Here is a 23,480-nt window from a genome sequence, read left to right on the forward strand (position 1 = left end):
TACAAGGCCAAATACTGAAAAAATCTGAGCCACATTGAGGAGCACTTGGTGAGCGAAGTTAGCACTGATAATAATGAAAGTTTACATACGGAAGAGCAAAGGTCTGGGATCATCAAAACGGTTGTTGCGATAGTCGTCGCGATAGCGGTTATGCTAATGATGTTTATCCACAAGATTAACTCTCCGAGAGTGCTAAGCACGGAAGAGTTGAGGATTAATGGCTTGTTTGTATTGGACCAGCCGAGAATACTCAGTGATTTCGAGCTACAGAATCACCGCAGTGAAGCATTTAATCGTGATAGCTTAAAAGGCAAGTGGAGTTTAGTGTTTTTTGGTTTCACTCACTGCCCTGATATTTGCCCAACTACTATGGCACTACTTAATCAGCTGGTGACAGAGCTCAATGGTGATATATTAGACCAAACTCAGGTTGTTATGGTGACAGCTGACCCTGCAAGGGACTCGATTGAGAAATTAGCTGAGTATGTGCCGTTTTTTAATCCTGATTTTATTGGAGTAACCGGAGAGTTTATTACGCTCAAGAAACTGGGTAATCAATTGAATGTTCCATTTGTGAAAGTCCCGCAAGGTGATAGCTATACAGTGGATCATGGTGGTCAAGTCGTCATCATAAACCCACGTGGTGATTATCACGGTTTTTTAAGCACACCATTAGATTTAGCTAGAATGAAACTTACCTACCAATCGATGGTGACAGCTTCGACATGTTGTGGGCAGTAGCGATCACTAATATTTAGCTCATCATCTAAGTATTTATCATTTATACGTAATAGCTCGCCGCTTACTCTAAGCTCTTCAAGTGCCTCGGCTAATTTGGAGGCTAGGTTCATAGCATTTACGCTTTTCAGTGACAGCGCTAAATAGGTTGGCTTAGGCATAGTAAATCTTTTGGGCTCAATTTTAAGATTCTGCTCTATGCCCATTTGGGTGGCAACATGCCCAAGAGTTGTGATGTTACTGATGTAATAATCGATTCTATCTCTTTGTAGAGCTTTTAGCCCTAGCTCTAAACTGTTGAACTCTTTAAGTGAAAAGCGCTTTTCTTTTTCGGCTTGCTCAAATTTATCATTGACATAAAAACCCGCATGTAAGCCTAGTCTTTTATTGAACAAGTCTCCCAAGCTATTAATGTTAGGCAGCTTGTTTGTATGACTAGCTAGTACATAGGACTCATAATGCAGCGGAGTCATAATGAAATTCGCCCAAGATTTTCTCTCATCTGTGATATAGAGCGGGAAGACACCGTCCAGATTACCAATGGCCACTTCATGTAAACTTCTACGCCAAGGTGTGCAATGTATGATTAGCTCTATATTGAGCTTTTTAGTTGCTGCAGACAATATTCGCACATCGAGGCCATCAACAGCGATATTATCTTTATTGCAGACTACAAAAGGAGGGTAATGTACAGTGCTAAATCGAAGTAAAGCTGGCTGGTCTTTTGCCTGTGCAAAAGAACAAAAAGAGTAAGCCCATATAAGAAATAGGCATAGCACAGAAACGCTTTTCATAAAGAAAGCCTAAAGTCGTTAATATTTGACGTTTAGAACTCCGTTTCTATGCGACACCCTGACGCATAGAAAATAGTCTAATAGAGCTTGTCTTAAGCAGCAAGTACTAATGCAGTCTGCTGATTAATAGCGCTGGTAATTTAATGTCACTTACTAAAAAGTGTCGAAGTTTTACTAAGTGCGAATAGCAAACAAGCCCCTGCTACGATGGCGGGCCCCGTTGGTATATCCCACTGATAGGAAGCAAAAATCCCTAGCATCAATGCCACAAGTGCGCTTGCCATTGCGATAAGCGCCATTCCAGCCGGGCTATTGGCAAATGTTCTTGCGCTGGCTGCAGGAATAATTAGTAAGGCGGTTATTAGTAGGGCGCCAACCAGTTTCATCGACATTGCGGTAATAAAGGCTATAGCAATCATCAGCAGAAGTTTATGGCGATTAACGGCAATGCCTTCGACCAGCGCTAAATCTTCGTTGAGGCAAATACAAACCAAGGAATCCCAGCAGCGCCATAAGTAAATCCCTAAAACTAAAGCGCAGGCAGCTATCAATGCAGCATCGTTTAGATCGGCAGATAGTAAATCACCAAATAAATAACCATATAGGTCCACGCGCCCAGCTCCAGCTAGGCTGATGGCGATGATGCTAAAGGCGAGGCTGCCGTGAGATAAGACGCCCAACCACGTATCGCTGCTTAATTCACCGTGCTGCTTTATCTGTGCAAGGCTAATGGCCAATATTGCACAGCTGCCGACGATAGCGAGTTGGGTGGACACTTGTAGCACTAAACCAAGGGCCACTCCAAGTAATGCTGAATGTGCCAGCGCGTCACCAAAGTAAGCTAGGCGACGCCAGATAATAAAGCAGCCTAAAGGGCCAGCTAAAAGTGCGATGATAACACCGCTTAAAATTGGCGCGAGTAAGAGTTCCAGCATATTAGTGTTTGTGATTACAGGTTTCGATAAGCTCACCATGAACACCGTGCTGATGATCATGGTGGTGTGTGTAGAGCGCTACATTGGCTGCTTGGTTTTGGCCAAATAATTTCAAGTACTCAGGGTGCGCACTGACTTTTTCTGGGTGGCCATGGCAGCAAATATGTTGATTCAGGCAAATCACTTCGTCGGTGGCCGCCATGACAAAATGCAAATCATGGGAAACCATTAATACGCCACAATTGATTTCGTCGCGAAGTTGAGTGATCAGTTGATAAAGCTCGGCCTGGCCGTTTACATCAAGGCCTTGCGCCGGCTCATCGAGTATCAGTAACTGCGGCTTTTTTAACAGCGCACGACAAAGCAGAACTCGCTGCAACTCACCGCCAGACAAAGATTGCATGGGGCGCTCAAAAATACATTCGACATCGCAGCTTGCTGCGCAGTGTAGGAAGTGATCGCTAGCACTAGACTGATTTAGGGAAAGAAAGCCCTTAACTGAAATGGGTAGGCTTGCGTCTAGGTTTAATTTTTGTGGCATATAGCCGATTTGTAAACCTTGGCTGCTTTCTATTTGGCCCTTGTCTATTTTAAGCAAGCCCATTAGCGCTCGAATAAGCGTGGTCTTGCCGGCGCCGTTCGGCCCAATTAAGCTGACAACTTTGCCTGCCTCTAGGCGAAGACTGGCATTGTCGACTAAGGTTCTTCCTTGTCTATAGATGGAAAGGCCGTTGGCTTCTAACAAGAGTGCATTGCTCACTCAGACTGCTCCTGACAGTGTGGGCATAAGCCATTAAATTCCATGTTCTGTTGGCGTATTTCAAAGCCACTTTCTTGCTTAAGTTGACCAACGGCAGATTGGAAAGGGCCCGGGTCAGTTTCCACGGCTAGATTGCATGAGGTACAAATTAGAAAGTAACAGTGATGCTCATGGCTAGGATCTTGGCAGCCAATATAAGCATTTAATGAGTTAATGCGGTGAATTAAGCCAAGCTCAAGCAAAAAATCTAAAGCCCTATACACTGTAGGTGGTGCAACGCGCTTCTGTTCCCCTTCTGCCAGCGCATCCATTAAGGAGTAGGCGCCAATAGGGCGATGGCTGCCCCATATTAGCTGCAAAACCTTCTCACGAGTCTTGGTGAGCTTTTGCTGCTTCTCACGACATAGTTCTCGAGCGGCCGTTAAGGCTGAGTCGATACAGGCTTGGTGGTCGTGATCTGGGTGAGGGGCGATGCTTTGGGCATCCAAGTTGCTGGGCATAGGCAAAACGTCCAATTTTATCGTGTTACAATATAACACATCGATGAATTTTGAGGTATGCGGTTACAATGTGGAGTAGTTTACAGCGGCTTTGGCTGCTGTTTTGTTTAGGATTGCCGGCAAGCTGGGCGGAAGCTGAAAAGCCAGTAGTGCTTGCTAGTATTGAACCGCTGGCGAAGATTGCAAGGGAATTACTTGGTGACCGAGCTAAGGTAGAGGTGCTGCTGCCTGCGGGAGCCAACCCGCATCAATATGCCTTGAAAATATCAGATTTAGGGCGAATTAAGTCGGCTTCTTTGTTGATTTGGAATGGTCCTGCATTAGAGCCCTATTTACAGCGCGCTATTGCGAAGATAGGTGTGGCTGATGTTCACTTCGAGGATCCACTTCTAGCCCATACAGATCTTCACCGAGATCCCCACTATTGGCTAAGCCCCTTCCAGGCCATGCTGATGGCGGAAGGGATTGTTGAGCAGTTGGCATTGCCAGCTAGTTCATTGCAAGCTTATCAAGAGAAACAACAGGAATTGCTCGCGCGCTGGCGTGAGCCTTTGGCCGCTAAGTCGATCGCGGTTTACCATGATGGTTACTCTCACCTTGCCGAAGCCTTTGATATTAATATCGTAGCGGCGGCGACTGCCGGAGAAGGTAAGGGGATTAGCTTGGCGAAGCGACTAGAGCTTCGTTCGAAGCTGCGAGGTGCGCCTTGTTTATTGGCTGAGCCTTATAGTGAGGCTAATCGCGCCAAGCGGCTAGCTGAGCAGGAAGGTTTGCCGTTAGTATGGCTTGACCCATTAGCCAATAGTAGCGCTGAGCAGCTCTATCACCCCTGGATGGAGGCTATGCTAACTCAGCTTTCTGGCTGCTTTAAGCCATAGGGGCTGTTTTTGCTACTGTATACCCTTTCTAAAATAAGCATAAAAAAAGGCCAGCATTTGCTGGCCTTTTTGTAACAGTAAATCTTACTGCTTAGGTGGCATTTGGAACTGACGCTCCTCTTGTAATGCCAATTTGCTTTCCAACTTTTCATGTAGCTTGCTGGTTAGCTCTTCGTGCTGTGCTTCAAGCTCTAGCAGTTTTAACTCAGCAGGGTTGGCGTTCATTTTTTCAACCGCCCAACTGTAGTTAGCGCCTGCTTCGGCAATGGCAACGGCGATATTCGATACCGCAACTTCCTTGGCCATAACACTGGGTACAAACAGTGCTAGGGCAACATACAAACCAAATTTTTTCATACTGTAGCCCTCCTTTTTAAAAGGCAAAAATAAAAGTGAGCAGCTTGGTCTACTGCTCACTTGGAATTCAAAATCTACTGGCGAAAAAGCATGTGTTACTAACTGCTGATTCGTTTTGTTACTTTGTGTTACATATTGTAGCGGCTGTTCAATAATTGCGCTAGTAAAGACAATGGTAAAGTTTAGTTAGGTTTATATTGCAGGGCTGTAACGTAAGTAAGTACAAACAATATTTTATAGCTTCAAAGCTATATTTGGCGTAACAAAGGGTAACAAAAGCAAAAAGACAGCATTCGAAATGCTGTGGCTCCATGTTTTTCGAATCTAGTGTATGCTTCGCTCTTTGTCCGAAGATGAGACACCGTATGTCTGAAACGCAGCAGGCCCCACTGGTTTTGGTGGATGGCTCTTCCTATTTATATCGCGCATTCCATGCTTTACCACCGTTGACTAACTCTAAAGGTCAAGATACGGGTGCGGTGAAAGGCGTAATCAATATGTTACGTCGCCTGCAAAAGGATTATGAAGGCAGTGAAGTTGCTGTCATTTTTGATGCGAAGGGCAAAACCTTTCGTGATGATATTTACCCAGAGTACAAGGCGAATCGCCCGCCAATGCCGAATGAGTTGCGGACGCAGATTGAGCCTATCCACCAGATTATTCGAGCCATGGGCTTGCCGCTGATCGCCATTAGCGGAGTAGAAGCTGATGATGTTATCGGAACCCTAGCGCAGCAGGCCACCGAAGCGGGTATCGATGTGGTGGTATCCACCGGCGATAAGGATATGGCCCAGCTGGTTAATAAGCATGTTACCTTGGTAAACACCATGACCGAGACGGTGATGGATATCGCTGGCGTAGAGACCAAGTTCGGCTTGCCCCCCGAGCTGATTATCGATTATTTGGCTCTTATGGGTGATAAGGTCGATAACATTCCAGGCGTGCCAGGTGTTGGTGAAAAAACCGCATTGGCCCTTTTACAGGGTTTAGGTAGCCTCGAAGATATTTACGGTCGCCTAGATGATATTGCAGAGCTAAGTTTTCGTGGCTCTAAAACCATGAAGCAAAAGCTGATCGACAATAAAGAGCAGGCGTTTCTATCTTACGAGCTGGCCACCATTAAACTAGATGTAGAGATGGATTTTGGCCCAGCGGATCTAAAGCAATCAACCCCACAAAGCGAAGAGTTGCTTAGTTTGTTCCAAGAGATGGAGTTTAAAGGCTGGGTTGCCGAAATAGATGAGGCTGGAGAAGGTGCTGAGTCAGCAACAGCAGCTGCGCCGCAAATATCTGAAGTGGATTATCAAACAGTTTTAAGCGAAGAAGAGCTGGCGCCCTGGCTGGAAGCTTTGCAAGCGGCAGAGCTATTTGCATTCGATACCGAGACCGATAGCCTTGATTATATGCAGGCTCAATTGGTGGGTGTTTCCTTTTCGGTTGAGCCGGGCAAAGCTGCTTATGTCCCCTGTGCGCATGATTATTTAGATGCTCCAGGTCAGATTGATAGGGAGCGCTTACTCACTTTGCTGAAGCCTATTTTAGAGGACCCAAGCAAAGCTAAAGTTGGGCAAAACCTTAAGTACGATAAAAGCGTGCTGGCCAACTACGATGTAGATTTGCAGGGTATTGCCTTCGATACCATGTTGGAATCTTATTGTTTAAACAGTACGGCCAACCGCCATGATATGGACACCTTGGCTAAAACTCACTTAGATGTTGATACTGTTCATTTTGAAGACATCGCCGGCAAAGGCGCCAAGCAGCTAACTTTCAATCAAATTGAACTCGATAAAGCTGGCCATTATGCGGCGGAAGATGCGGATATTACCTTGCGTCTTCACCAGGCGATTTGGCCGCAGTTAGAGCAAGATGAAGGCCCTCGTTCGGTATTTGAAAAGATAGAGCTGCCATTAGTGCCACTGCTTTCAAAGATCGAGCGCCAAGGTGCCTACCTAGACTGCAACCGTTTAGGCAAGCAGAGTCTAGAGCTGGCTGAGCGTATGGAGGCTTTAGAGAAGGAGGCCTTTGAGTTGGCCGGCGAAGAGTTTAATTTAGGCTCACCCAAGCAGTTGGGTGCCATTCTCTTTGAAAAGCTCGAGCTGCCTATTATCAAAAAGACCCCAAAGGGCGCTCCGTCAACAGCAGAAGAGGTGCTGCAAGAGCTAGCCCTGGACTACCCATTACCAAAGCTATTAATGGAATATCGTGGTCTTTCCAAGCTGAAATCGACCTATACGGATAAGCTGCCTCAAATGGTGCAGCCGAAGACGGGCCGTGTACATACCTCCTATCATCAGGCGGTTACAGCAACCGGGCGTTTATCCTCATCGGATCCCAATTTACAAAACATCCCAATTCGTACTGAAGAAGGGCGTCGAGTTCGCCAGGCTTTTGTTGCGCCAGAGGGCTATAAAATTGTTGCGGCGGATTACTCTCAGATTGAGCTGCGTATCATGGCGCATTTATCCCAAGATAAGGGCTTATTGAACGCCTTTGCTCAGGGCTTGGATGTTCACCGAGCAACGGCAGCTGAGGTATTTGGCTGTGACATTGAGCAGGTGAGTACTGAACAGCGTCGCAGCGCCAAGGCGATTAACTTCGGTTTGATCTACGGTATGTCGGCCTTCGGTTTAGCAAAGCAGCTTCATATTGGTCGCAATGATGCCCAGCAATATATGGATCTGTATTTTGAACGCTACCCCGGTGTGCAGGACTATATGAACGACACTCGGGCCTTAGCCGCAGAAAAGGGTTATGTAGAAACGCTATTTGGCCGACGCTTATATTTGCCTGAGATTAATTCGCGCAATGGCATGCGCCGTCAAGCTGCTGAGCGCACGGCAATTAACGCACCCATGCAGGGTACAGCCGCCGATATCATAAAGTTGGCAATGATCGCGGTAGATGAATGGCTAGAAGAAAGTGGCCTAGATGCCCGCATGATCATGCAAGTTCACGACGAATTGGTACTAGAAGTGGCTGAGTCAGACCTTGATAAGGTCTCGGAGGGCTTGGTAGAGGCTATGTCCACAGCGGTGAATCTTGATGTTCCGCTATTGGTAGAAGCTGGTGTCGGAGATAACTGGGATGAGGCTCATTAATTTCTAAAAGTAGGATGGCAGAAAGATTAAAAATATTTCATCTTTTTTGGAACTTTGCCTGATGAGGCCAGTCATAGTTAACAGTTAATGTGACTCTCCTCTCTATTGATTAACTGAATTTCAGTATTAGCTAGAATTTTAAGCAACCCCGGCCGATTGGTACGGGGTTTTTTATTACCTGAGATAAATGGAGTGGGCGTGTAGAACCGCATGGATGCGGTGAATGCCGATATTGCAGGAGCAAATCTCGACCGCTCATCCAGACCATATCCTGCTCCTGCTTGCTGATATTCGCCGTCCGGGCGAATAGCCTACGGCCAAGCCCAAATTCCTTCCAAAGGAATTAGTCATGGCGCCCGCAGGATACGAGCCACATGGATGTGGTGAATGTCGATATTGCAGGAGCAAATCTCGACCGGTCATCCAGACCATAAAAAACCCGGCGCGGTGGCCGGGTTTTGGGTCCTTCGAGCCTAAGGCTTAGAAGTTGTATTTAGCCGTCATACCGTAGGTACGAGGAGGCTGCTGAATAAACGAGCTCAAGCTGTTAGTTTGGAAGGTAGAAGTGAAAGACGCATAAACTTCATCATCAGTCAGGTTCTTGCCCCAAATCTCAAGTGCCCAGCCGCCGTCTTGCTCGCCAATACCGATGGTGGCATTAACAATGCTAACGTTCTGCTCACTTAGCGGTTCGTTAGAAGACTGACGGAAGAAGTCAGAGCGATAGTTGCCGCTTAGGCTAGCCGTGAATTCTAGACTTTCAGAGATTGGCTGATTGTAAGCAATCAATAAAGAAGCGCTGAAGTCAGAAGACTGAACTACGCGTTGACCTGACAGGTCATTGGTATTCGCAGCTTGGCCTGCCAAAGTTTGAGCAATGGTAATTGGGCCGTCTGGGAACTCGTCATAGTTCACGTCTTGCCATACCGCACCACCACTAATAAACCAGTTGTCGCTAGGCTTGAAGGCGAAGTCTACTTCTAGACCGGTACCTTCGGTTTTGGCTGCGTTTCGAACAACAAAGCCGGTGCTGGTAAAGCTCTGGAACTGATAATCTTCAAGCTCTTGCACAAATACAGCAGCATTCAAGCTCAAACGGTTGTCCATTAAGCGAGACTTGAAGCCCACTTCAAAGGTATCAACTAGTTCAGGCTGGAAAACCACAACATTCGGGTCGCTTACTACTTGGCTGTCAGGTGTAGTACTTGGGCCAGCACGATCTAAGTTTAAGCCACCGGATTTGTAGCCGCGCGCGAAGCGAGCATAGCCACTCATGTCTTCATTAAACTGGTAGTTCACACTTAATGTGCCTGAGATGTTGTCATCATCATAATTTGCTGTGAATGGCTCATATGGTACAACCAGCTGAACGCCTCGGGCGCCTGCAGCTAGTTGTTGTGCACCACCAACAAGCGCTTGTGAACCAGGGTCGCCAGCAGAGGCACCCGCTTGAATTCCAGCCAAGGTAGCATTTACGATGGCAGGATCAGTGCCGATTGGGAATACACCATTTTGAACAGCCAGTGCTGCTAGGTAGGTGTTAAACATTTCCTGTGAATCGATACGAGACCAAGGGTTGTTGAAGTCTGGAATATAGTCGGCTTGCTTCTCTTCATCGGAGTAGCGAAGACCCAAGGTGAAGCTTAGATCGTCGTTTACATTCCAAGTGGCCTGACCAAAGAATGCGAAACTCTCTGCAGAATAGTCATTACCACTGCCACCTTTACCATCGGCGCCGAAGTATAGCGAGCCAATTTGGGCTGGCGAGATATTGCCTAGGGCGGCCTGACCTACTTCAGCCAAGGTAAATAGGTTGGCGGCATTGGATGGGTCAGCATCCAGAGAAGTTAGAGCGTTCACATAAGGACGCAAATCGGTACCGAAAGGTAGTGGCGAGTTGTATTGGATCTCCTGATCAAATACGTAAGCACCTACCGTCCAATCGATGGTGTTTGAGCCAGTAGAAGCCCAGCGAATCTCTAAACTCTTCTCATCGTTATCAAAGGTTTGAATACGAGTCAGGATGTCAGCTGAGTTGTGATCAGCATCTAGCGCCTGGAAGTTTTCGAAGTTACGGCTAGAAGCAATAACAGTAAGCGCTGTTTCGCCTAAATCCCAGTTTAGTTCGGCGGAAATACCCTGGTCGTCAATCTTATCGACATATGGCTGATTGGAAGCAAACTGGTGATCGAATACGTCACGAACTTGCGCACCAGGTAAGCCGTTATAGTCAATAGGGTTGGCTGGCAAGCGAGAGAACTGTGAGCCATCGACAAAATCAATAGCGTTCTGAGCCGGACCATATAAAAGAGGAGTGGCTGCACAGCAGTTTTCATCAGAGTGAGATTTATCAACAATTACACGTAAGGTTGCATCGTCGCTGACATCCCAAAGTAACTGACCGCGTAAGCTGTAGCGATCACGGTTCTGTGCTTCTTCACCGGTAAATGGGTTATCCATGTAACCGTCGCGCTCATGCCAAGAGCCAGACAAACGGCCGGCCAGCTTGTCTTCAATTAAAGAGCCAGTCGCGGAAGCGCGAACTTGCTTATAGCCATAGTTACCTAGGCTAACTTCCATGGTGCCGCCTGCTTCATGTGAAGGTGCCGCAGTACGCACACTTACAACACCAGCTGAAGTGTTACGACCGAACAAGGTTCCCTGTGGACCTTTTAGAACTTCAATGCCTTCAATGTCGACATAATCTGACATGGCAGAGCCGGGACGACCTCGGTATACACCATCGATAAAGATACCTACCGATTGCTCGAAACCAGCGTTGTTACCGGAGGTGCCCATACCACGGATGTAGATAGAGGTATCGGATGCGCCGGTCGAGTTATCGATGCTGATCGAAGGGGCAACCTGGGTTAAATCATTAATATCGCGAACTTTGGCCTGATCTAGTGAGTCGGCACTATAGCTGGATACTGAAACGGGGACTTCTAATATGGATTGCTCACGTTTTTGAGCATATACAACGACTTCTTCAAGCTCGGTGCTGTTCTGTGCAAAGGTAGAGCTTGCGCCTACTGCCATAGCAATGGCCGTAGCCAACAGGGTTGGTCGGTGGTGTAGTGTCATGGTGACATCCTCTGTTGCAACTTCATTTTTATGTTTATTAGCGAATTTGACTGGTTTTTAACTACCAGTTTCGAGAATCTTTATGTTTTTTGCGTCCTTATTATGAAATTATTTAGACGCTTGTTTGAGATTACCGGATTTGTTAAGAAATGCAAATAAACAGTGGCTATGATGAGTACTTTTTAGGATGAATACTGTGCCGAAATTTTGTACAGCGGAACTTTTATTCTTCAGGTGATTCGCTACTGCTTTCAATCGGGTCGATTTTTAACCAATTATTCAGCGTGCTTTCCAGCTCCTTGATGCCGGTCTTCTTTAGAGAGGAGAATAGCTGAGCGCTCACCAAGTCGTCTACTTGGGCTTCTTTAAGATGTTTACGAACTCTTAATAGGGTGTTTTGAGCTGGGCCTTTTTTGAGTTTATCAGCTTTGGTAAGAAGTATATGTACGGGCATTTCACCCTCAACCGCCCAATTCAACATCATGGTGTCAAACTCTTGCATTGGGTGACGAACATCCATCAATAAAACTAAGCCCTTAAGGCATTGTCGCTCTGCTAAGTATTCAGATAAATGCTTCTCCCATTCTTTTTTCATGGCAAGAGGCACTTTTGCAAAGCCATAGCCAGGGAGGTCAACCAAACGTTGTTCTTCGGTAAGTGCAAAGAAATTGATTAGCTGTGTGCGGCCGGGGGTTTTACTCGTGCGAGCAAGCTTGTGATTCTGGCACAAGGTATTAATGGCGCTGGATTTGCCCGCATTTGAGCGGCCGGCGAATGCAACCTCGGCACCGCTGTCGCTAGGACATTGGCGAATACTTGGTGCACTTTGTGTAAAAATAGCGTCGCTGTACTTGATCTGGCCCATATACGGCTGCAAAACCCTTTATAAATAGTGTGTTATCAATGAGTTGTGTATATAATGTCGCGGCTTTGGCCTCGGTGAGGGTGCGCATTGTAGCTTGTCAGCTGCAGGATACCAAGTTGCCACTTTATCGCCATATGACAATGGCAAAGCACCATAGCTAGCTGTTCTTATAGCAACAGCGGTGATAGCTTAGACAAATTACGCACTGTGCGAGCTTGCCGTCTACAATAGGGTCAAGCCATGCCATTGCAGCAGGTTTATAAGTGATAGTCTCGCCTAAGAGGCGATTCATAACCGGATTACGGATTAGCCAATGAAGAATCTATATAAATACGCCTTAGTATCCATCGCAGCCTTATCTACTGCCAATGTCACCGTCGCGGCAGGTGATGCCGCAGCGGGCGAAGCCAAGACTGTTATCTGTGCAGCTTGCCACGGTAAAGATGGCAATAGCGCTGCTCCGAATTTCCCTAAATTGGCTAATTTGGGTGAAAAATACCTAGTTAAGCAGATGCAAGACATCAAATCTGGCGCTCGACCTGTTTTAGAAATGACAGGCATGTTGGATGCTATGAGTGATCAGGATTTGGCTGATATCGCGGCTTATTTTAGCAGCAAGAATATGCAGCTAAGTGGCTCTAAAGAGATCGAGGTGCAATTGCAGTCAGGTTTACGTTCTGAAGACCCAATTGCTTTGGGTGCCAAGGTTTACCGTGCGGGTAATACGGAGTCCGGCACTCCGGCATGTACTGGATGTCATTCTCCACGCGGCCAAGGTAATGCTCCAGCTGGCTATCCTCGCCTAAGTGGTCAGCACGCTGACTATATCGAAAAGCAGTTAAAGGCTTTCCGCAACGGTGATCGTGTAAACGATGGCGATACTAAAATTATGCGCGGTGTTGCTCAGTATATGACTGATGCTGAGATCAAAGCTGTGGCAAACTATATCGCTGGCTTAAACTAAGATACCCAGCGTTCTTGAGAAGGCGGCTATAGGCCGCCTTTTTGCTGCCTGTAAGATTTATGGTCTTCAGTTTTTGTTAAGGCCTTGGAACTAGAATCAAATTAGCGGTCTAATGCTATCTATACAGTTATGGAGAAGAAATATGCGTGCCATTCTGGCTTTTGCTGCGATGCTGTTTTCCCTGTCGGCTTTTGCTCAATATGAGGCGGGTAAAGACTATATTGAACTGGCGGTCCCTCTAAAAACCGGTAGTGATAAAATTCAGGTGGATGAGTACTTTTCGTACAGTTGCGGCCACTGTTTTAAATTTGAGCCTGTAATCACCCAATGGAAAAAGGGTTTGGCTGATGATGTGGAGCTGGTACAAACTCCAGTTGCTTGGCAATTAGTGAATAAAGGCCAGCGTGGCTACGCACAGGTTGCTTTGGCTAAAGCTTTTTATACGGCTAAAGCTCTGAAGGTGTTAGATAAGGTTCATATGCCAATCTTTGATGGCATCTTTGTTAATCAGAAAAATATGTCTGATGAAGATGAACTGAAAGCTATATTCGAGCAGCATGGTGTAGACCCTAAGAAATTTGAAAAAATATTCAACTCCTTTGGAGTAAATACTCAGGTTCGCGTCGCCCATTCTCGCTCTCGTGGCGCGAAAATTTCTGGTACTCCAGAGATTGTGGTTGACGGTCGTTACGTTGTAAGTGCTCGTAAGGCGGGTGGTCAGGCCAATATGCTTAAGATCACAGACTTCCTGGTCAATAAAATTCGCCAAGAAAAAGCCGCTAAGTAAAGCCGCTTTTTAACAGTTGCTGTCGGTCGCTTTTGGGCTGGCAGCAATGATTCTTTCTAATTTCTATATCTACTCTGTTTCTGGGGCTTTAATTCACAGGGGCAAGTTAGTCTTCATCAACACCCATCAGCTATTTTCCTCAGCTTCCCTTGCTCAATCTTTCCTGCGATCAGCCGCTATCTATGCCTATAAGGGCGTCTATACTTTTTAAATGGATCAATAGGCCACGGCAAGCAGATGACAAGCAGCGATCAAGACTGGAAAGAGAAGTATCTAAATCTAATCGACTCCAATGAGCGTCAAAAAAAGCGTTTTGACGAGCAGCAAGACAGCTTGAAAAAAGCTTTGGGCCGTTTGAGTGTTGCTGCAACAGGGTTAGATGAAGAGCTTGATAAGCGCTTGGATGATTTACGCCGCCAGCTGAGAAGCTCTCAACCTAAGCCGCTTGGCCCATTACTCAGCCGCTTGGATTCCAGTGTAGTGGCATATGATGCACGGCGTGATCAGCGGGCGGGTGTTAGCCTTGAGGCTTTAAAGGGCATTAGTGAGCAGCTGCAATCGATCTCGAGGGATAAGTCAGCTGATAAAGGCTTGAAACGATTTCGCCGTGAGCTGAAATCGCGGGTAGAGCAACAGCATCAATATTCCGCCATGCTGACGGAGCTTGCCGACCTGCAAAGCTTGGTGATTGAAAGTGTGGCGCTAGGCCCCGGTAGCTTTTGGGATAAGCTTAAAAACAAACGACAAATCGCTCCGGTTGAAGAGGGTGTTCAAGAAGAGTCTGAGGGTTTGGATCAGCAGCGGCCTGTAGAGTTGTCGAATGCCGATGAAGATGCGCTTGATGAGCAGCCCTTAGTTGCAGAGCTTCAACAAGAAGAGCTAGAAGGGCAATTTTTAAGCCGTGTAGAAATCGAGGCTGAGTTAGAGGCAAGTTTAGAGAGGCCCAGGCATGAGCCTGCGTTTAGCCGAATCTCCAATCATATCACCCGAGTGCTAACAGAGTTGTTGGATGGCTTGCAGCCGGAGCCTTGTGTGGCGGCCAAAGCTCTACGCGCTCAGAATCGAATCGCCAGGGGCTTAAACTGGTATGAGTTAGTGCCCACCTTAGAGGACATTCGTGACTTAATTATGCAGGCGTTTTTGGCTGCAGAGTTAAATTTCGAAAATTACCTGTCGCAACTCAATGGCGAGCTGGCTTTACTCGGTGAGTCCTTAGGGGTGGCGCTTGAGACTCAACAGCAGCAAGGTGATGCGCAAAATAGTTTGCAAGAAACACTTAATAATGAAATCGATACCATCGAAAAAACGGTACAAAGCGCCGAAAGTGTTGATGAATTAAAAGGAATGCTTAACGCCAATATTGCTACGCTGCGCGGCGCACTTAGCCAGCACAGTGAAAGTGAGCAAGGTGAAGGTTTGTTGGGGCAGATGCGCAAGCTCTTAGGACAGGTTAAAGACCTAGAAGATGAGGCCCAGCAACATGAGCAGGCCCTGCGCGAAGAGCGTGAGAAAGCTCATAGTGATTCTTTAACGGGTTTACCAAACCGCGAAGCTTATTTGCAGCGAGCGGCCGAAGAGATAGAACGCTGTAAGCGCTATGGCCATGGCCTGGTGTTGGCGGTGTGTGATATCGATCACTTTAAATCCTTCAACGATAATTATGGCCATCAGGTCGGAGATCGGGTTTTAAAGTTGGTCGCAAGATCCATTAATCAGCGCTTGCGACAAGTTGATTTTATGGCCCGCTATGGGGGTGAGGAATTTGTTATCTTGTTGCCAGAAACTGATGAGCCCGGGGCGCTTAATCTGCTGAATGAAATCCGAGAGATGATCGCTGCCGCGCCACTACGATTTCGTGATGAGCCAGTACGGCTAACGGTGTCCTTCGGGCTTTCTGCATTTACTACGGAAGATGATCTCGACAGCGTTTTCTCGCGTGCTGATAAAGCCCTCTATCAAGCTAAAAATGACGGTCGCAATAAATGTTGCGTGATAAGTCAAAGCTAGGCTAAACAGCCCCCTGGGTTTTCGGTATGGTGTGCCTATTAACAATAATAAGTACAGCTTGGAAACCCATATGATCAGTTTTAAATCTCGAATTGCTGTTATCACAGGTGCTGCATCTGGAATCGGGCGCGCCCTGAGTTTAGCGCTGGCTAAAGAAGGCGCTAGATTGGCTTTGGCCGATATTAATCAAGATGATCTCGCTGCTGTTGCCGAGGAGGCACGCAATGCGGGTGCCGAGGCTGTCGAGCATTGGTCGCTGGATGTATCGGATGAACAAGCTTGGCAAGGCTTTGCTCAAGAGGTAGAGCAACAGCTGGGAATGGCAGATTTGCAGTTTAATAATGCTGGTATTGCCCGTATGGGCCGGTTTGAACATACTGACTCTGAAGCTTTTCAAAAAGTTGTTGATGTTAACTTTTGGGGTGTTGTATATGGAACTCGAGCTTTTCTACCCCAGATAAAACTGCGCCAAGGGGTGTTCGTAAATATCTCTAGCCTGTTCGGGCTTATTGGAATGCCGGGCAATACTCATTATTGCGCGAGTAAGTTTGCGGTGCGTGGTTTTAATGAATCTATCCGACAAGAGTTTTCCGACTTTGGTGTGCATGTAACCAGCGTTCACCCGGGTGGTGTACATACAAATATTGCCAACAGTGCAGAGTTTGATGAGGGCGCAGAGGATCGTGAGGCTCTTTTAAAGCGAAGCAATGAAAAACACTTAGTTATGCCACCTGCTAAGGCCGCAGAAATCATCCTTAGCGGGGTGCGTAAGCGCAAGCATAGAGTGTTGGTAGGTAACGATGCGAAGCTATTATCCTTCTTCCAGCGTTTAATGCCTGCTTCCTACCCTAAAATTATTGCTCGTTTCTTAAAAGATGACGAATCTCCAAAACTAGATCCGGGCCCTATTCAAGCTCGCTTACAGTCGCCTTCATGGCGATCGCGATTCTTTAGTTGGACGATTCGTAAAAATTTTAAAGCAAAATTCGCAGATACGAGTAAGCCATGGGAGCCTGAGCGCATTCGCGCGGCGGTCGAAAAAACCAGCCGCTCTAAGGCTATGCCTAATGTGCTTTGTGAAGATGTTGAGTTGCCTGCTAATGAAGCAGGGGGCCGGGTAAAAGGGCAGTGGCAGAAACCTAAGTCCGCTAGCTGCTCCCATACTGTGCTCTACTTGCATGGCGGAGGCTATGTTTTTTGTTCGATTAAGACCCATGCCAATATGACTAGGGCTTGGGCAGAACAGGCTGGAGCGCAGGTCTTTAGTGTGGACTATCGCTTGGCTCCAGAGCACCCATACCCCGCGGCTTTAGATGATGCGCTTGCCGCGTATCAGTATTTATTGGATGAAGGTATCAAGCCAGAATCAATTGTTATCTCAGGAGATTCTGCTGGGGGTGGTTTAAGTGCTGCGCTGCTATTAAAGATAAAAGAGTTAGGCTTAGCCATGCCTGCGGCCGCATTGTTGTTATCACCATGGACCGATTTGGCCGGTACAGGAGCTAGCATGCAAGCGAATAGCGATGCCTGTGCTTTTTTCACTGGCGATATGATTCGAAACGGTGCGGATCATTATGTTGGTGACGAAGATAAGCAAAACCCGATGATCTCTCCTTTGTACGGCGATTTAAATGGCCTACCGCCAATTCGTATTTATGTTGGTAGTACAGAGGTATTGGAAGATGACTCCTTACGCTTTTTTGCAAAAGCCCAAGATGCTGGTGTTGATGCCGAGCTACGTGTTTGGAATGATCAACCCCATGTTTGGCCGGTTTTCTATCCATTTTTTCCAGAGGCAAAAATTACCGTTGCTGAAATGGCTGAATTTAGTCAGCAACAAACAAGCAGCTAGATATTAGCTACACAGGCAGGAGCTAAAAGGCATGGCAAAGATATATATCACTGGCGCATCTTCAGGTCTGGGCTGGTATATGGCCCTAGAATTCGCCAAAAGAGGTCATCAGTTGGCTCTTTCCGCTCGCCGTCTGGATAAGCTGAATGAGCTGGCTGAGCTGATAAAGACGCAGTCTGATGTCTCTGTACACTGCTACGCACTGGATGTTTGTGATGAAGCGGCTCAACAGGCCATTTTACAGCAGGCGAAAAATGATCTCGCTGGGCTAGATATTATTATTGCTAATGCGGGTATCGGTGAAAGTGCTCCAATTGGTAAAGGTAGCTTCGATAGCGTGCGTGCCACTATAGAAGTGAATGTTATTGGGGCTTTTGCAACGCTCCATCACGGTGTGGCGCTGTTGAGAGAAGACGGGGGCGGTCAATTAGTGGCCATTAGCTCAGTTGCTGGCGAGCGTGGCTTGCCTGGCGCGGCTGACTATTGTGCTTCTAAAGCAGCCTTAACGAGTTACACAGAAAGCCTGCGTTTAGAGTGTTGGAACGAAAACATAGATGTGACTTTGTTAAAACCAGGCTATATCGATACCCCAATTAACCAAGGGGCAGCAAGTCGCCCCTTTTTAGTAGGCCCCGAAGACGGCGCGAAGGCTCTAGTCGATGCTATCGAGAGCAAGTGTAAGCGTCGCTTTATTCCGAGTTGGCCATGGTTTATCGTCGCTCGCTTCTTGCGCTGGCTTCCGGGTAGGCTGCTTGCTAAGTAGGCTGCACAATAACTGTACTATTGAAGCCGTTTAACCCCTGATTTTACCCGCTTGGAAGGCTTTGTTGCTCACAGTGAACTTTCCATCAATTCAATACCTAATAGCTATGGCGTAGAAGCCCTCAAAAGCCGAGTTGGGGAGTCACGCCGCGGATGCATTTAGGGTATACTCTCGCCCTTTGACTAATCGCCCTAAAAATGGCCTATCTAGGCCTCTAAATACACCGCTGTGGGTTAAAGTGGCCCCTAGTGTAGTAAGAAGCGACAATTACCTATGAAAAAACATGTTTCATTGCTAGCGGCGTCTATTATTGCCCTGAGTGGCTGCGCCCATAATGATGATAAGCAAAGCCCGTTCTCGTTTGATCGAATTTTGCAGTCAGATGAGCCCTACGTGGCTGAAGAGGCCCCGAAAGTAGAGGTTCAGGATGAGGAAAAGAAAGAATCTCAGGCAACAATTTATAAGGGGAATGATCGACAGCTGAAGTTTCCCTCAGCACGCTCAGCTATTCGATTAGATGGTCAAGCTGTGCAGATGAATTTCGAGGGTGCTCCTTTGGTTGATGTTGTGCACGCTATTTTGGGTGACACATTAAAGCTAGATTACGTGATAGAGCACCCCATCAAGGGCAAGATTACTCTTCGGACTCGTAGTCCAATACCCAGAGACCAACTGTTAGAAGTTCTAGAATCGCTATTGCAAGCCAATGGTGTCTTGATGGTGCGTGATCCAAATGATCGTTACTTCGTTTCTGCCTCTAAAGCACTGCAAACTATGGTTCCGCAGTTTGAAAGCCATAACAGCAAAGGTGCTGGTTACTCCACTACAGTAATTCCGTTACAAAATATTGGCGCCGCTGAAATGGCAGATATTCTTAAGCCAGTAGCGGGTGATAAGGCCTTTGTTCGAATCGACTCAGCTCGCAACATACTCATTATGGCAGGCACCCGTGTTCAAATGTCCGGCTGGTTAGATATTATCAGTTCTTTCGATATTGATACGCTTAAAGGCATGTCGGTTGGTGTTTTCCCGATTGAGTATGCCGACCCTGCTGAGATTGAAGCGGCCTTGGGTCAGATTATTGCAAGTACAGGGGAAACTGCGAAGAGTCCTTCCGAGCTAATAAAGTTAATACCGCTAGAGCGCCTAGGTAGTTTATTGGTTATTACCCCTAGGGCTAAGTTGCTGGAAAAGGTAGAAACTTGGATTAAGCGTTTAGACAAATTACCTGATAGTGGGGCGGAGCCTCAGCTGTATGTTTACCCTGTGCAAAATGGAACCGCCAGCCATATAGCAGAGCTATTGGGGCAATTGTTTGGGGGTGGCTCGAGCCCATCTAGTCGCTCTGGTGTGGCACCAGGTTCTAATCGTCAATCGGTAAGTGATTCTGCGAACAAAAGCGGTAGTAATCAAAATCAGCAAAACAAGACAGCCAATAAAAGTAGAAATGGAAGCTCTAGTGTATCCATCGCAGGCGATGTCAAAGTGGTGGCCGATGAAGATAATAATGCACTACTTATTTATGCGACTAGCAATGAGTATCGAAAAATCGAAAAGGCTTTATTAAAGCTCGATGTATCTCCTGCGCAGATAATGGTTGAGGCCAGTATTATCGAAGTAACTCTAAATGACTCATTGGAGTATGGCTTAGAGTGGTCATTTAGTGGTGGTTTAGGTGGTGGAGATACGGGCTTAGGTAGTTTGGCAAATTCCAAAAATGCGCCAGCTGTTTCCCGTCCGGGGTTTTCATACTCGCTGGTGAATGCAACCGGGGACATTAAGGCTGTTCTAAATGCCTTGGCTTCCGATTCTTTGCTAAATGTAATCTCGACACCTTCGATCATGGTGCTTGATAACAATGAAGCTTCTATCAAAGTGGGTAGTCAAACCCCGGTTCAAACAGGAAGCTCAACGACTTCAAACGGAATTGTTACAAGCAATATTGAATTTAAAGATACTGGTGTCGACCTGACTGTTACACCATCAGTAAATGCTGGTGGCATGGTGACTATGGATGTTACTCAAAAAGTAACAGATGTTGGCGCCCAGGATGAAGTTTCCGGTCAGAGAAGTTTTCAAACCCGTGAGTTTCAAACTCGAATAGCCATTCGCTCGGGAGAGTCCGTTGTGTTGGGCGGCTTGATCAGAGAAAACAAAACTAACGGCTCAAGTGGTGTTCCAGGTCTACATAGCATCCCCGTTGTGGGTGCTTTATTTGGTAAAAAATCAACTACATCGGTGAAAACAGAATTGCTGGTTATTCTGACTCCGCGTGTTTTATTTAACGAACAGGATATGCGCGACATCAGCCGCGAGATGCGTGCGCGTATTAGTGATTTAACATTATTGGAAGGTAACCCTTCAAAATAAGGACAAATGAAAGTGAATTTAATTAATAAAAAAAATCTGGTTTTCATGACCTTGTTTTTGGGTGCGTGTGCAGGCAGTGTCAAAGAAAGTTTGACGCCTGAAGATGTGGTCCGTGATAAAGCGCAAGCTCGTTTTGAGGCCTTTTTAGATAAGAAGCGAGAAGGGCTGGCTAAGGCTCTTTCTTTTACTACGCCAAGTTTTCGAAGTGTTAATACTGAGAAAGAATATGCTGCTCGTTATGGAGGGCGTGGGCAATGGGAATCAGCAGACATAGAAAAAGTTAGTTGTGAAGAGTCAGTTTGCGAAGTATCAATTAAGTTAGTATTTAAGTCACATAGAATACCGATGCCCGTGACAACATTTTTGCAAGAAAAGTGGATCGAAATTGATGGAGAATGGTGGGTGTATCACAAGTGATGGTTACTAGTATGAAAATAAGAGTTTTAGCGCTGTCAGTATTTATTTTTTTTATTTCACAGTTTTCCAATGCCGAGGATGCTGTTATGTTTGAGGGTGAGGGAATAAGGATTACTGAATCTGAAGTGGGAAATTACATAGATAACCTGCTTGTCAATTATAAGGAAAAATATGAAACTCTGGATGAAGCTACTGTCGGCCAAATTGCCGAGTTGCTTTATGTGACAAAATTGCTAGCAGAGACTGCTGAAGATAATCCATATATTGAAAATGAAAAGGTCAAATGGCTGGGTGAATTTCAAGTTAATTCAACATTGAAGGAAGCGCTTTTGAATGTTGAAGCGCAGGCCTTAATCAGAAATGTGAATTTTGAAGATATGGCTCAGAAAGTATACGAAAAGAATAAGGGACAATTTGAAACTGAAAAACAAGTTAGAGCGTCCCATATTCTACTAAGAACTCAAAACAAAGATGAGGAATCGGTTTTAAAGCAGATATTAGAGCTTAAGGGAAAGGCAGAGAAAGGGCATGACTTTGCTCTAATGGCTAGGGCTCACTCACAAGATCCATCAGCTAGGCGAAATGGAGGTGACTTAGGTTTTTTTGCAAAGGGTAAAATGGTTCCTGCGTTTGAAGAAAAGGCCTTTAGTATGCAGGAGGGCGAAATAAGTGGGCCGGTTAAAACGGAGTTTGGATTTCATATCATCAAAGTTAGCGATATTCGTGGTGGTGGGATAAAGCCTTTCGCTGAAGTTAAAAGCTCAATAATTGAGAGCCTAAAAAACGATATGGCTCAAAAATATAAAGTTGATCGAATAAGCAAATTGGCTGAGAATGCCTCTACCAAGCCTTCTTTAAAGATTATTTCGAGGGTTTTAGCAAAGCATAAGCATATACAAGGAAAGACAGACTAATATGCCAAAGGATGCTGCTTTGCATGAGCTGCGAGTTTTACAGGTTGACAATGTATCCAAAGAGTATGTTAGTTACTGCAAACCGATTTACCGTCTTTGGAGCTTTTTCTTTACCCCGAGGATAGGATGGTTAACGAAATTTGTAGCTCTGAAAGACGTTAGTTTTAGTTTGAACAAGGGTGAGACAGTTGGGATTGTGGGGCGAAATGGCTCTGGAAAATCAACATTGTTGCAAACAATTGTGGGAACCCTTAGTCCAAGTGAAGGCACGATTCAATGTCGTGGCCGCATTGCTGCTCTATTAGAGCTGGGCGCTGGCTTTAATCCAGAGTTTACTGGTAAGGAAAATGTTTTTTTAAACGCTTCGATTTATGGATTGACTCATGAGCAAATTGAAGAACGTTATGAAAAAATCTGTGAGTTTGCTGGTATAGGTGAGTTTATTGATCAGCCAGTGAAAACCTATTCATCGGGCATGTATGTCCGATTGGCTTTTGCAGTAATCGTACATGTTGACGCCGACATTCTGATTATCGATGAAGCTCTCGCTGTTGGTGACGCCTTGTTTTCTCAAAAGTGTATGCGTTTCCTTGAAGATTTTAAAGAGCGGGGTTCTATTCTTTTTGTCAGTCATGATGCGGGCGCTGTAACTCGCCTTTGCGACAGAGCTATATGGCTTGACAAAGGAACGCTTGTTAAAGAAGGAAGCGCAAAGGAAGTTACCGAAAGCTACTTGGAGCATTTATACGCACAGCAACAGGATGTGAGTGGGGCTATTTCACAGCGTGAAGAAGAGAGCTCGGTAATGCTGCCCGATTTTGAGGATGGAAAGGACTTTCGGGATAGGTTTTTAAATGGTTCAAACCTCCGCAACGACATAAAGCTTCAGCCATTCAATATAAAGAGCAATTCTTTCGGTACGGGCTTAATCAAAATAAGTGATGTGTGTATACGTGATCAGCAAGGAAGCAAGCTGAGTTATGCTGTCGGTGGTCACAAGGTTGTTGTCGATGTCTGTTTCAGGACTTCAGAATCAATTTCTAAGGTTATTGTTGGGTTTCTTTTAAAGAACCGGCAAGGCCAAATCTTATTCGGTGACAATAGCTATCTTGCATTGCTGGACCAGAATACTGATATTGAAGGTGGGGGCAGCTATAGTGCAAAGTTTGGGCTTAGCTTGCCTTATTTGCCGACAGATGAATATGTTTTATCGGTTGGAGTGGCATCCGGAACTCAAGATGAGCATGTGCAACATTGTTGGTTGCATGACGCGTTAGTTATTAATGTTCTGAATGATCACCTGGTTCACGGGATATTTGGTATCCCTATGGGCTTTTGTAAGCTTGAGAGGCTAAAGGGGTAAAATTTGTCCTCGATTAAACCGAATACGATAA

The 23,480-nt window shown here is 46.0% G+C and carries 19 protein-coding genes; 12 read left to right on the top strand and 7 right to left on the bottom strand.

All coding sequences use genetic code 11. From position 1 onward, the window contains the following. Positions 1-48: 48 nt before the first annotated feature. Positions 49-741, top strand: coding sequence for an SCO family protein (locus Q1A08_RS06005; protein WP_299770845.1), 693 nt, complete (start codon positions 49-51; stop codon positions 739-741). Here Q1A08_RS06005 and Q1A08_RS06010 read toward each other — a convergent pair. The 4 genes from Q1A08_RS06010 to Q1A08_RS06025 form a co-directional block, all read right to left on the bottom strand. Then, entirely contained in the window at positions 699-1,532 is an 834-nt protein-coding gene (locus Q1A08_RS06010) for a transporter substrate-binding domain-containing protein (protein ID WP_299770847.1), read from the bottom strand. The two genes, Q1A08_RS06005 and Q1A08_RS06010, sit on opposite strands and share 43 nt — an antisense overlap. Before the next feature lie 146 nt (positions 1,533-1,678). Next, positions 1,679-2,467, bottom strand: coding sequence for a metal ABC transporter permease (locus Q1A08_RS06015; protein WP_299770849.1), 789 nt, complete (start codon positions 2,465-2,467; stop codon positions 1,679-1,681). A gap of 1 nt (position 2,468) precedes the next feature. Further along, a complete protein-coding gene (gene znuC / locus Q1A08_RS06020) occupies positions 2,469-3,227 on the bottom strand; it encodes a zinc ABC transporter ATP-binding protein ZnuC (RefSeq protein WP_299770851.1) in 759 nt (252 codons plus the stop codon). Then, positions 3,224-3,727, bottom strand: a complete 504-nt coding sequence (locus Q1A08_RS06025) for a Fur family transcriptional regulator (protein WP_299770853.1) — start codon at positions 3,725-3,727, stop codon at positions 3,224-3,226. The genes znuC and Q1A08_RS06025 overlap by 4 nt, the downstream gene beginning before the upstream one ends. Before the next feature lie 68 nt (positions 3,728-3,795). Between Q1A08_RS06025 and Q1A08_RS06030 the strand changes: the two genes are divergently transcribed. After that, positions 3,796-4,605, top strand: coding sequence for a metal ABC transporter substrate-binding protein (locus Q1A08_RS06030; RefSeq protein ID WP_299770855.1), 810 nt, complete (start codon positions 3,796-3,798; stop codon positions 4,603-4,605). An 84-nt stretch (positions 4,606-4,689) separates the two neighbouring features. On the opposite strand, the gene Q1A08_RS06035 is transcribed toward Q1A08_RS06030, so the two are convergent. Next, complete coding sequence (locus Q1A08_RS06035) at positions 4,690-4,962, bottom strand: hypothetical protein (RefSeq protein ID WP_299770857.1); 273 nt, start codon at positions 4,960-4,962, stop codon at positions 4,690-4,692. A 365-nt stretch (positions 4,963-5,327) separates the two neighbouring features. On the opposite strand from Q1A08_RS06035, the gene polA reads away from it, so the two are divergent. Beyond that, positions 5,328-8,063: a DNA polymerase I gene (gene polA / locus Q1A08_RS06040; RefSeq protein ID WP_299770859.1), complete on the top strand. Its 2,736-nt coding sequence runs from the start codon at positions 5,328-5,330 to the stop codon at positions 8,061-8,063. A 480-nt stretch (positions 8,064-8,543) separates the two neighbouring features. Here the strand turns inward: polA and Q1A08_RS06045 are convergent, their stop codons facing one another. Further along, positions 8,544-11,147, bottom strand: a complete 2,604-nt coding sequence (locus Q1A08_RS06045) for a TonB-dependent receptor (protein ID WP_299770861.1) — start codon at positions 11,145-11,147, stop codon at positions 8,544-8,546. Between the two features lie 223 nt (positions 11,148-11,370). Further along, complete coding sequence (gene yihA / locus Q1A08_RS06050; RefSeq protein ID WP_299770863.1) at positions 11,371-12,012, bottom strand: ribosome biogenesis GTP-binding protein YihA/YsxC; 642 nt, start codon at positions 12,010-12,012, stop codon at positions 11,371-11,373. Positions 12,013-12,325: 313 nt separating this feature from the next. Here yihA and Q1A08_RS06055 point away from each other — a divergent pair, with 313 nt between their 5' ends. From Q1A08_RS06055 to Q1A08_RS06095, 9 genes are all read left to right on the top strand, one after another. Further along, positions 12,326-12,976: a c-type cytochrome gene (locus tag Q1A08_RS06055; RefSeq protein WP_299770865.1), complete on the top strand. Its 651-nt coding sequence runs from the start codon at positions 12,326-12,328 to the stop codon at positions 12,974-12,976. 142 nt (positions 12,977-13,118) lie between these two features. Next, positions 13,119-13,763, top strand: coding sequence for a thiol:disulfide interchange protein DsbA/DsbL (locus Q1A08_RS06060; protein WP_299770867.1), 645 nt, complete (start codon positions 13,119-13,121; stop codon positions 13,761-13,763). A 237-nt stretch (positions 13,764-14,000) separates the two neighbouring features. After that, positions 14,001-15,770 (top strand): GGDEF domain-containing protein, encoded by a 1,770-nt coding sequence (locus Q1A08_RS06065; RefSeq protein ID WP_299770869.1) that lies wholly within the window; start codon positions 14,001-14,003, stop codon positions 15,768-15,770. A 70-nt stretch (positions 15,771-15,840) separates the two neighbouring features. After that, entirely contained in the window at positions 15,841-17,622 is a 1,782-nt protein-coding gene (locus Q1A08_RS06070) for an SDR family oxidoreductase (protein ID WP_299770871.1), read from the top strand. A gap of 31 nt (positions 17,623-17,653) precedes the next feature. Next, a complete protein-coding gene (locus tag Q1A08_RS06075; RefSeq protein WP_299770873.1) occupies positions 17,654-18,385 on the top strand; it encodes an SDR family oxidoreductase in 732 nt (243 codons plus the stop codon). A 273-nt stretch (positions 18,386-18,658) separates the two neighbouring features. Beyond that, a complete protein-coding gene (gspD, locus tag Q1A08_RS06080) occupies positions 18,659-20,755 on the top strand; it encodes a type II secretion system secretin GspD (protein WP_299770875.1) in 2,097 nt (698 codons plus the stop codon). A 12-nt stretch (positions 20,756-20,767) separates the two neighbouring features. Beyond that, a complete protein-coding gene (locus Q1A08_RS06085; protein ID WP_299770877.1) occupies positions 20,768-21,172 on the top strand; it encodes a hypothetical protein in 405 nt (134 codons plus the stop codon). A gap of 11 nt (positions 21,173-21,183) precedes the next feature. Beyond that, positions 21,184-22,086 (top strand): peptidylprolyl isomerase, encoded by a 903-nt coding sequence (locus Q1A08_RS06090; RefSeq protein ID WP_299770879.1) that lies wholly within the window; start codon positions 21,184-21,186, stop codon positions 22,084-22,086. A 1-nt stretch (position 22,087) separates the two neighbouring features. Next, positions 22,088-23,449, top strand: coding sequence for an ABC transporter ATP-binding protein (locus Q1A08_RS06095; RefSeq protein ID WP_299770881.1), 1,362 nt, complete (start codon positions 22,088-22,090; stop codon positions 23,447-23,449). Positions 23,450-23,480 lie beyond the last annotated feature (31 nt).

Origin of the sequence: uncultured Pseudoteredinibacter sp., assembly GCF_947500695.1 — a bacterium.
GTDB lineage: Bacteria > Pseudomonadota > Gammaproteobacteria > Pseudomonadales > Cellvibrionaceae > Pseudoteredinibacter.

What these genes read in the sequence shown, in the direction of transcription:
- Q1A08_RS06090 (WP_299770879.1), top strand. Translation starts at nt 21,184, where the DNA reads ATGAAAATAAGAGTTTTAGCGCTGTCAGTATTTATTTTTTTTATTTCA.
- Q1A08_RS06025 (WP_299770853.1), bottom strand. Translation starts at nt 3,727, where the DNA reads ATGCCCAGCAACTTGGATGCCCAAAGCATCGCCCCTCACCCAGATCAC.
- Q1A08_RS06075 (WP_299770873.1), top strand. Translation starts at nt 17,654, where the DNA reads ATGGCAAAGATATATATCACTGGCGCATCTTCAGGTCTGGGCTGGTAT.
- polA (WP_299770859.1), top strand. Translation starts at nt 5,328, where the DNA reads ATGTCTGAAACGCAGCAGGCCCCACTGGTTTTGGTGGATGGCTCTTCC.
- Q1A08_RS06055 (WP_299770865.1), top strand. Translation starts at nt 12,326, where the DNA reads ATGAAGAATCTATATAAATACGCCTTAGTATCCATCGCAGCCTTATCT.
- Q1A08_RS06010 (WP_299770847.1), bottom strand. Translation starts at nt 1,532, where the DNA reads ATGAAAAGCGTTTCTGTGCTATGCCTATTTCTTATATGGGCTTACTCT.
- gspD (WP_299770875.1), top strand. Translation starts at nt 18,659, where the DNA reads ATGAAAAAACATGTTTCATTGCTAGCGGCGTCTATTATTGCCCTGAGT.
- yihA (WP_299770863.1), bottom strand. Translation starts at nt 12,012, where the DNA reads ATGGGCCAGATCAAGTACAGCGACGCTATTTTTACACAAAGTGCACCA.
- Q1A08_RS06095 (WP_299770881.1), top strand. Translation starts at nt 22,088, where the DNA reads ATGCCAAAGGATGCTGCTTTGCATGAGCTGCGAGTTTTACAGGTTGAC.
- Q1A08_RS06070 (WP_299770871.1), top strand. Translation starts at nt 15,841, where the DNA reads ATGATCAGTTTTAAATCTCGAATTGCTGTTATCACAGGTGCTGCATCT.
- Q1A08_RS06035 (WP_299770857.1), bottom strand. Translation starts at nt 4,962, where the DNA reads ATGAAAAAATTTGGTTTGTATGTTGCCCTAGCACTGTTTGTACCCAGT.
- Q1A08_RS06045 (WP_299770861.1), bottom strand. Translation starts at nt 11,147, where the DNA reads ATGACACTACACCACCGACCAACCCTGTTGGCTACGGCCATTGCTATG.
- Q1A08_RS06030 (WP_299770855.1), top strand. Translation starts at nt 3,796, where the DNA reads ATGTGGAGTAGTTTACAGCGGCTTTGGCTGCTGTTTTGTTTAGGATTG.
- Q1A08_RS06065 (WP_299770869.1), top strand. Translation starts at nt 14,001, where the DNA reads ATGACAAGCAGCGATCAAGACTGGAAAGAGAAGTATCTAAATCTAATC.
- Q1A08_RS06015 (WP_299770849.1), bottom strand. Translation starts at nt 2,467, where the DNA reads ATGCTGGAACTCTTACTCGCGCCAATTTTAAGCGGTGTTATCATCGCA.
- Q1A08_RS06060 (WP_299770867.1), top strand. Translation starts at nt 13,119, where the DNA reads ATGCGTGCCATTCTGGCTTTTGCTGCGATGCTGTTTTCCCTGTCGGCT.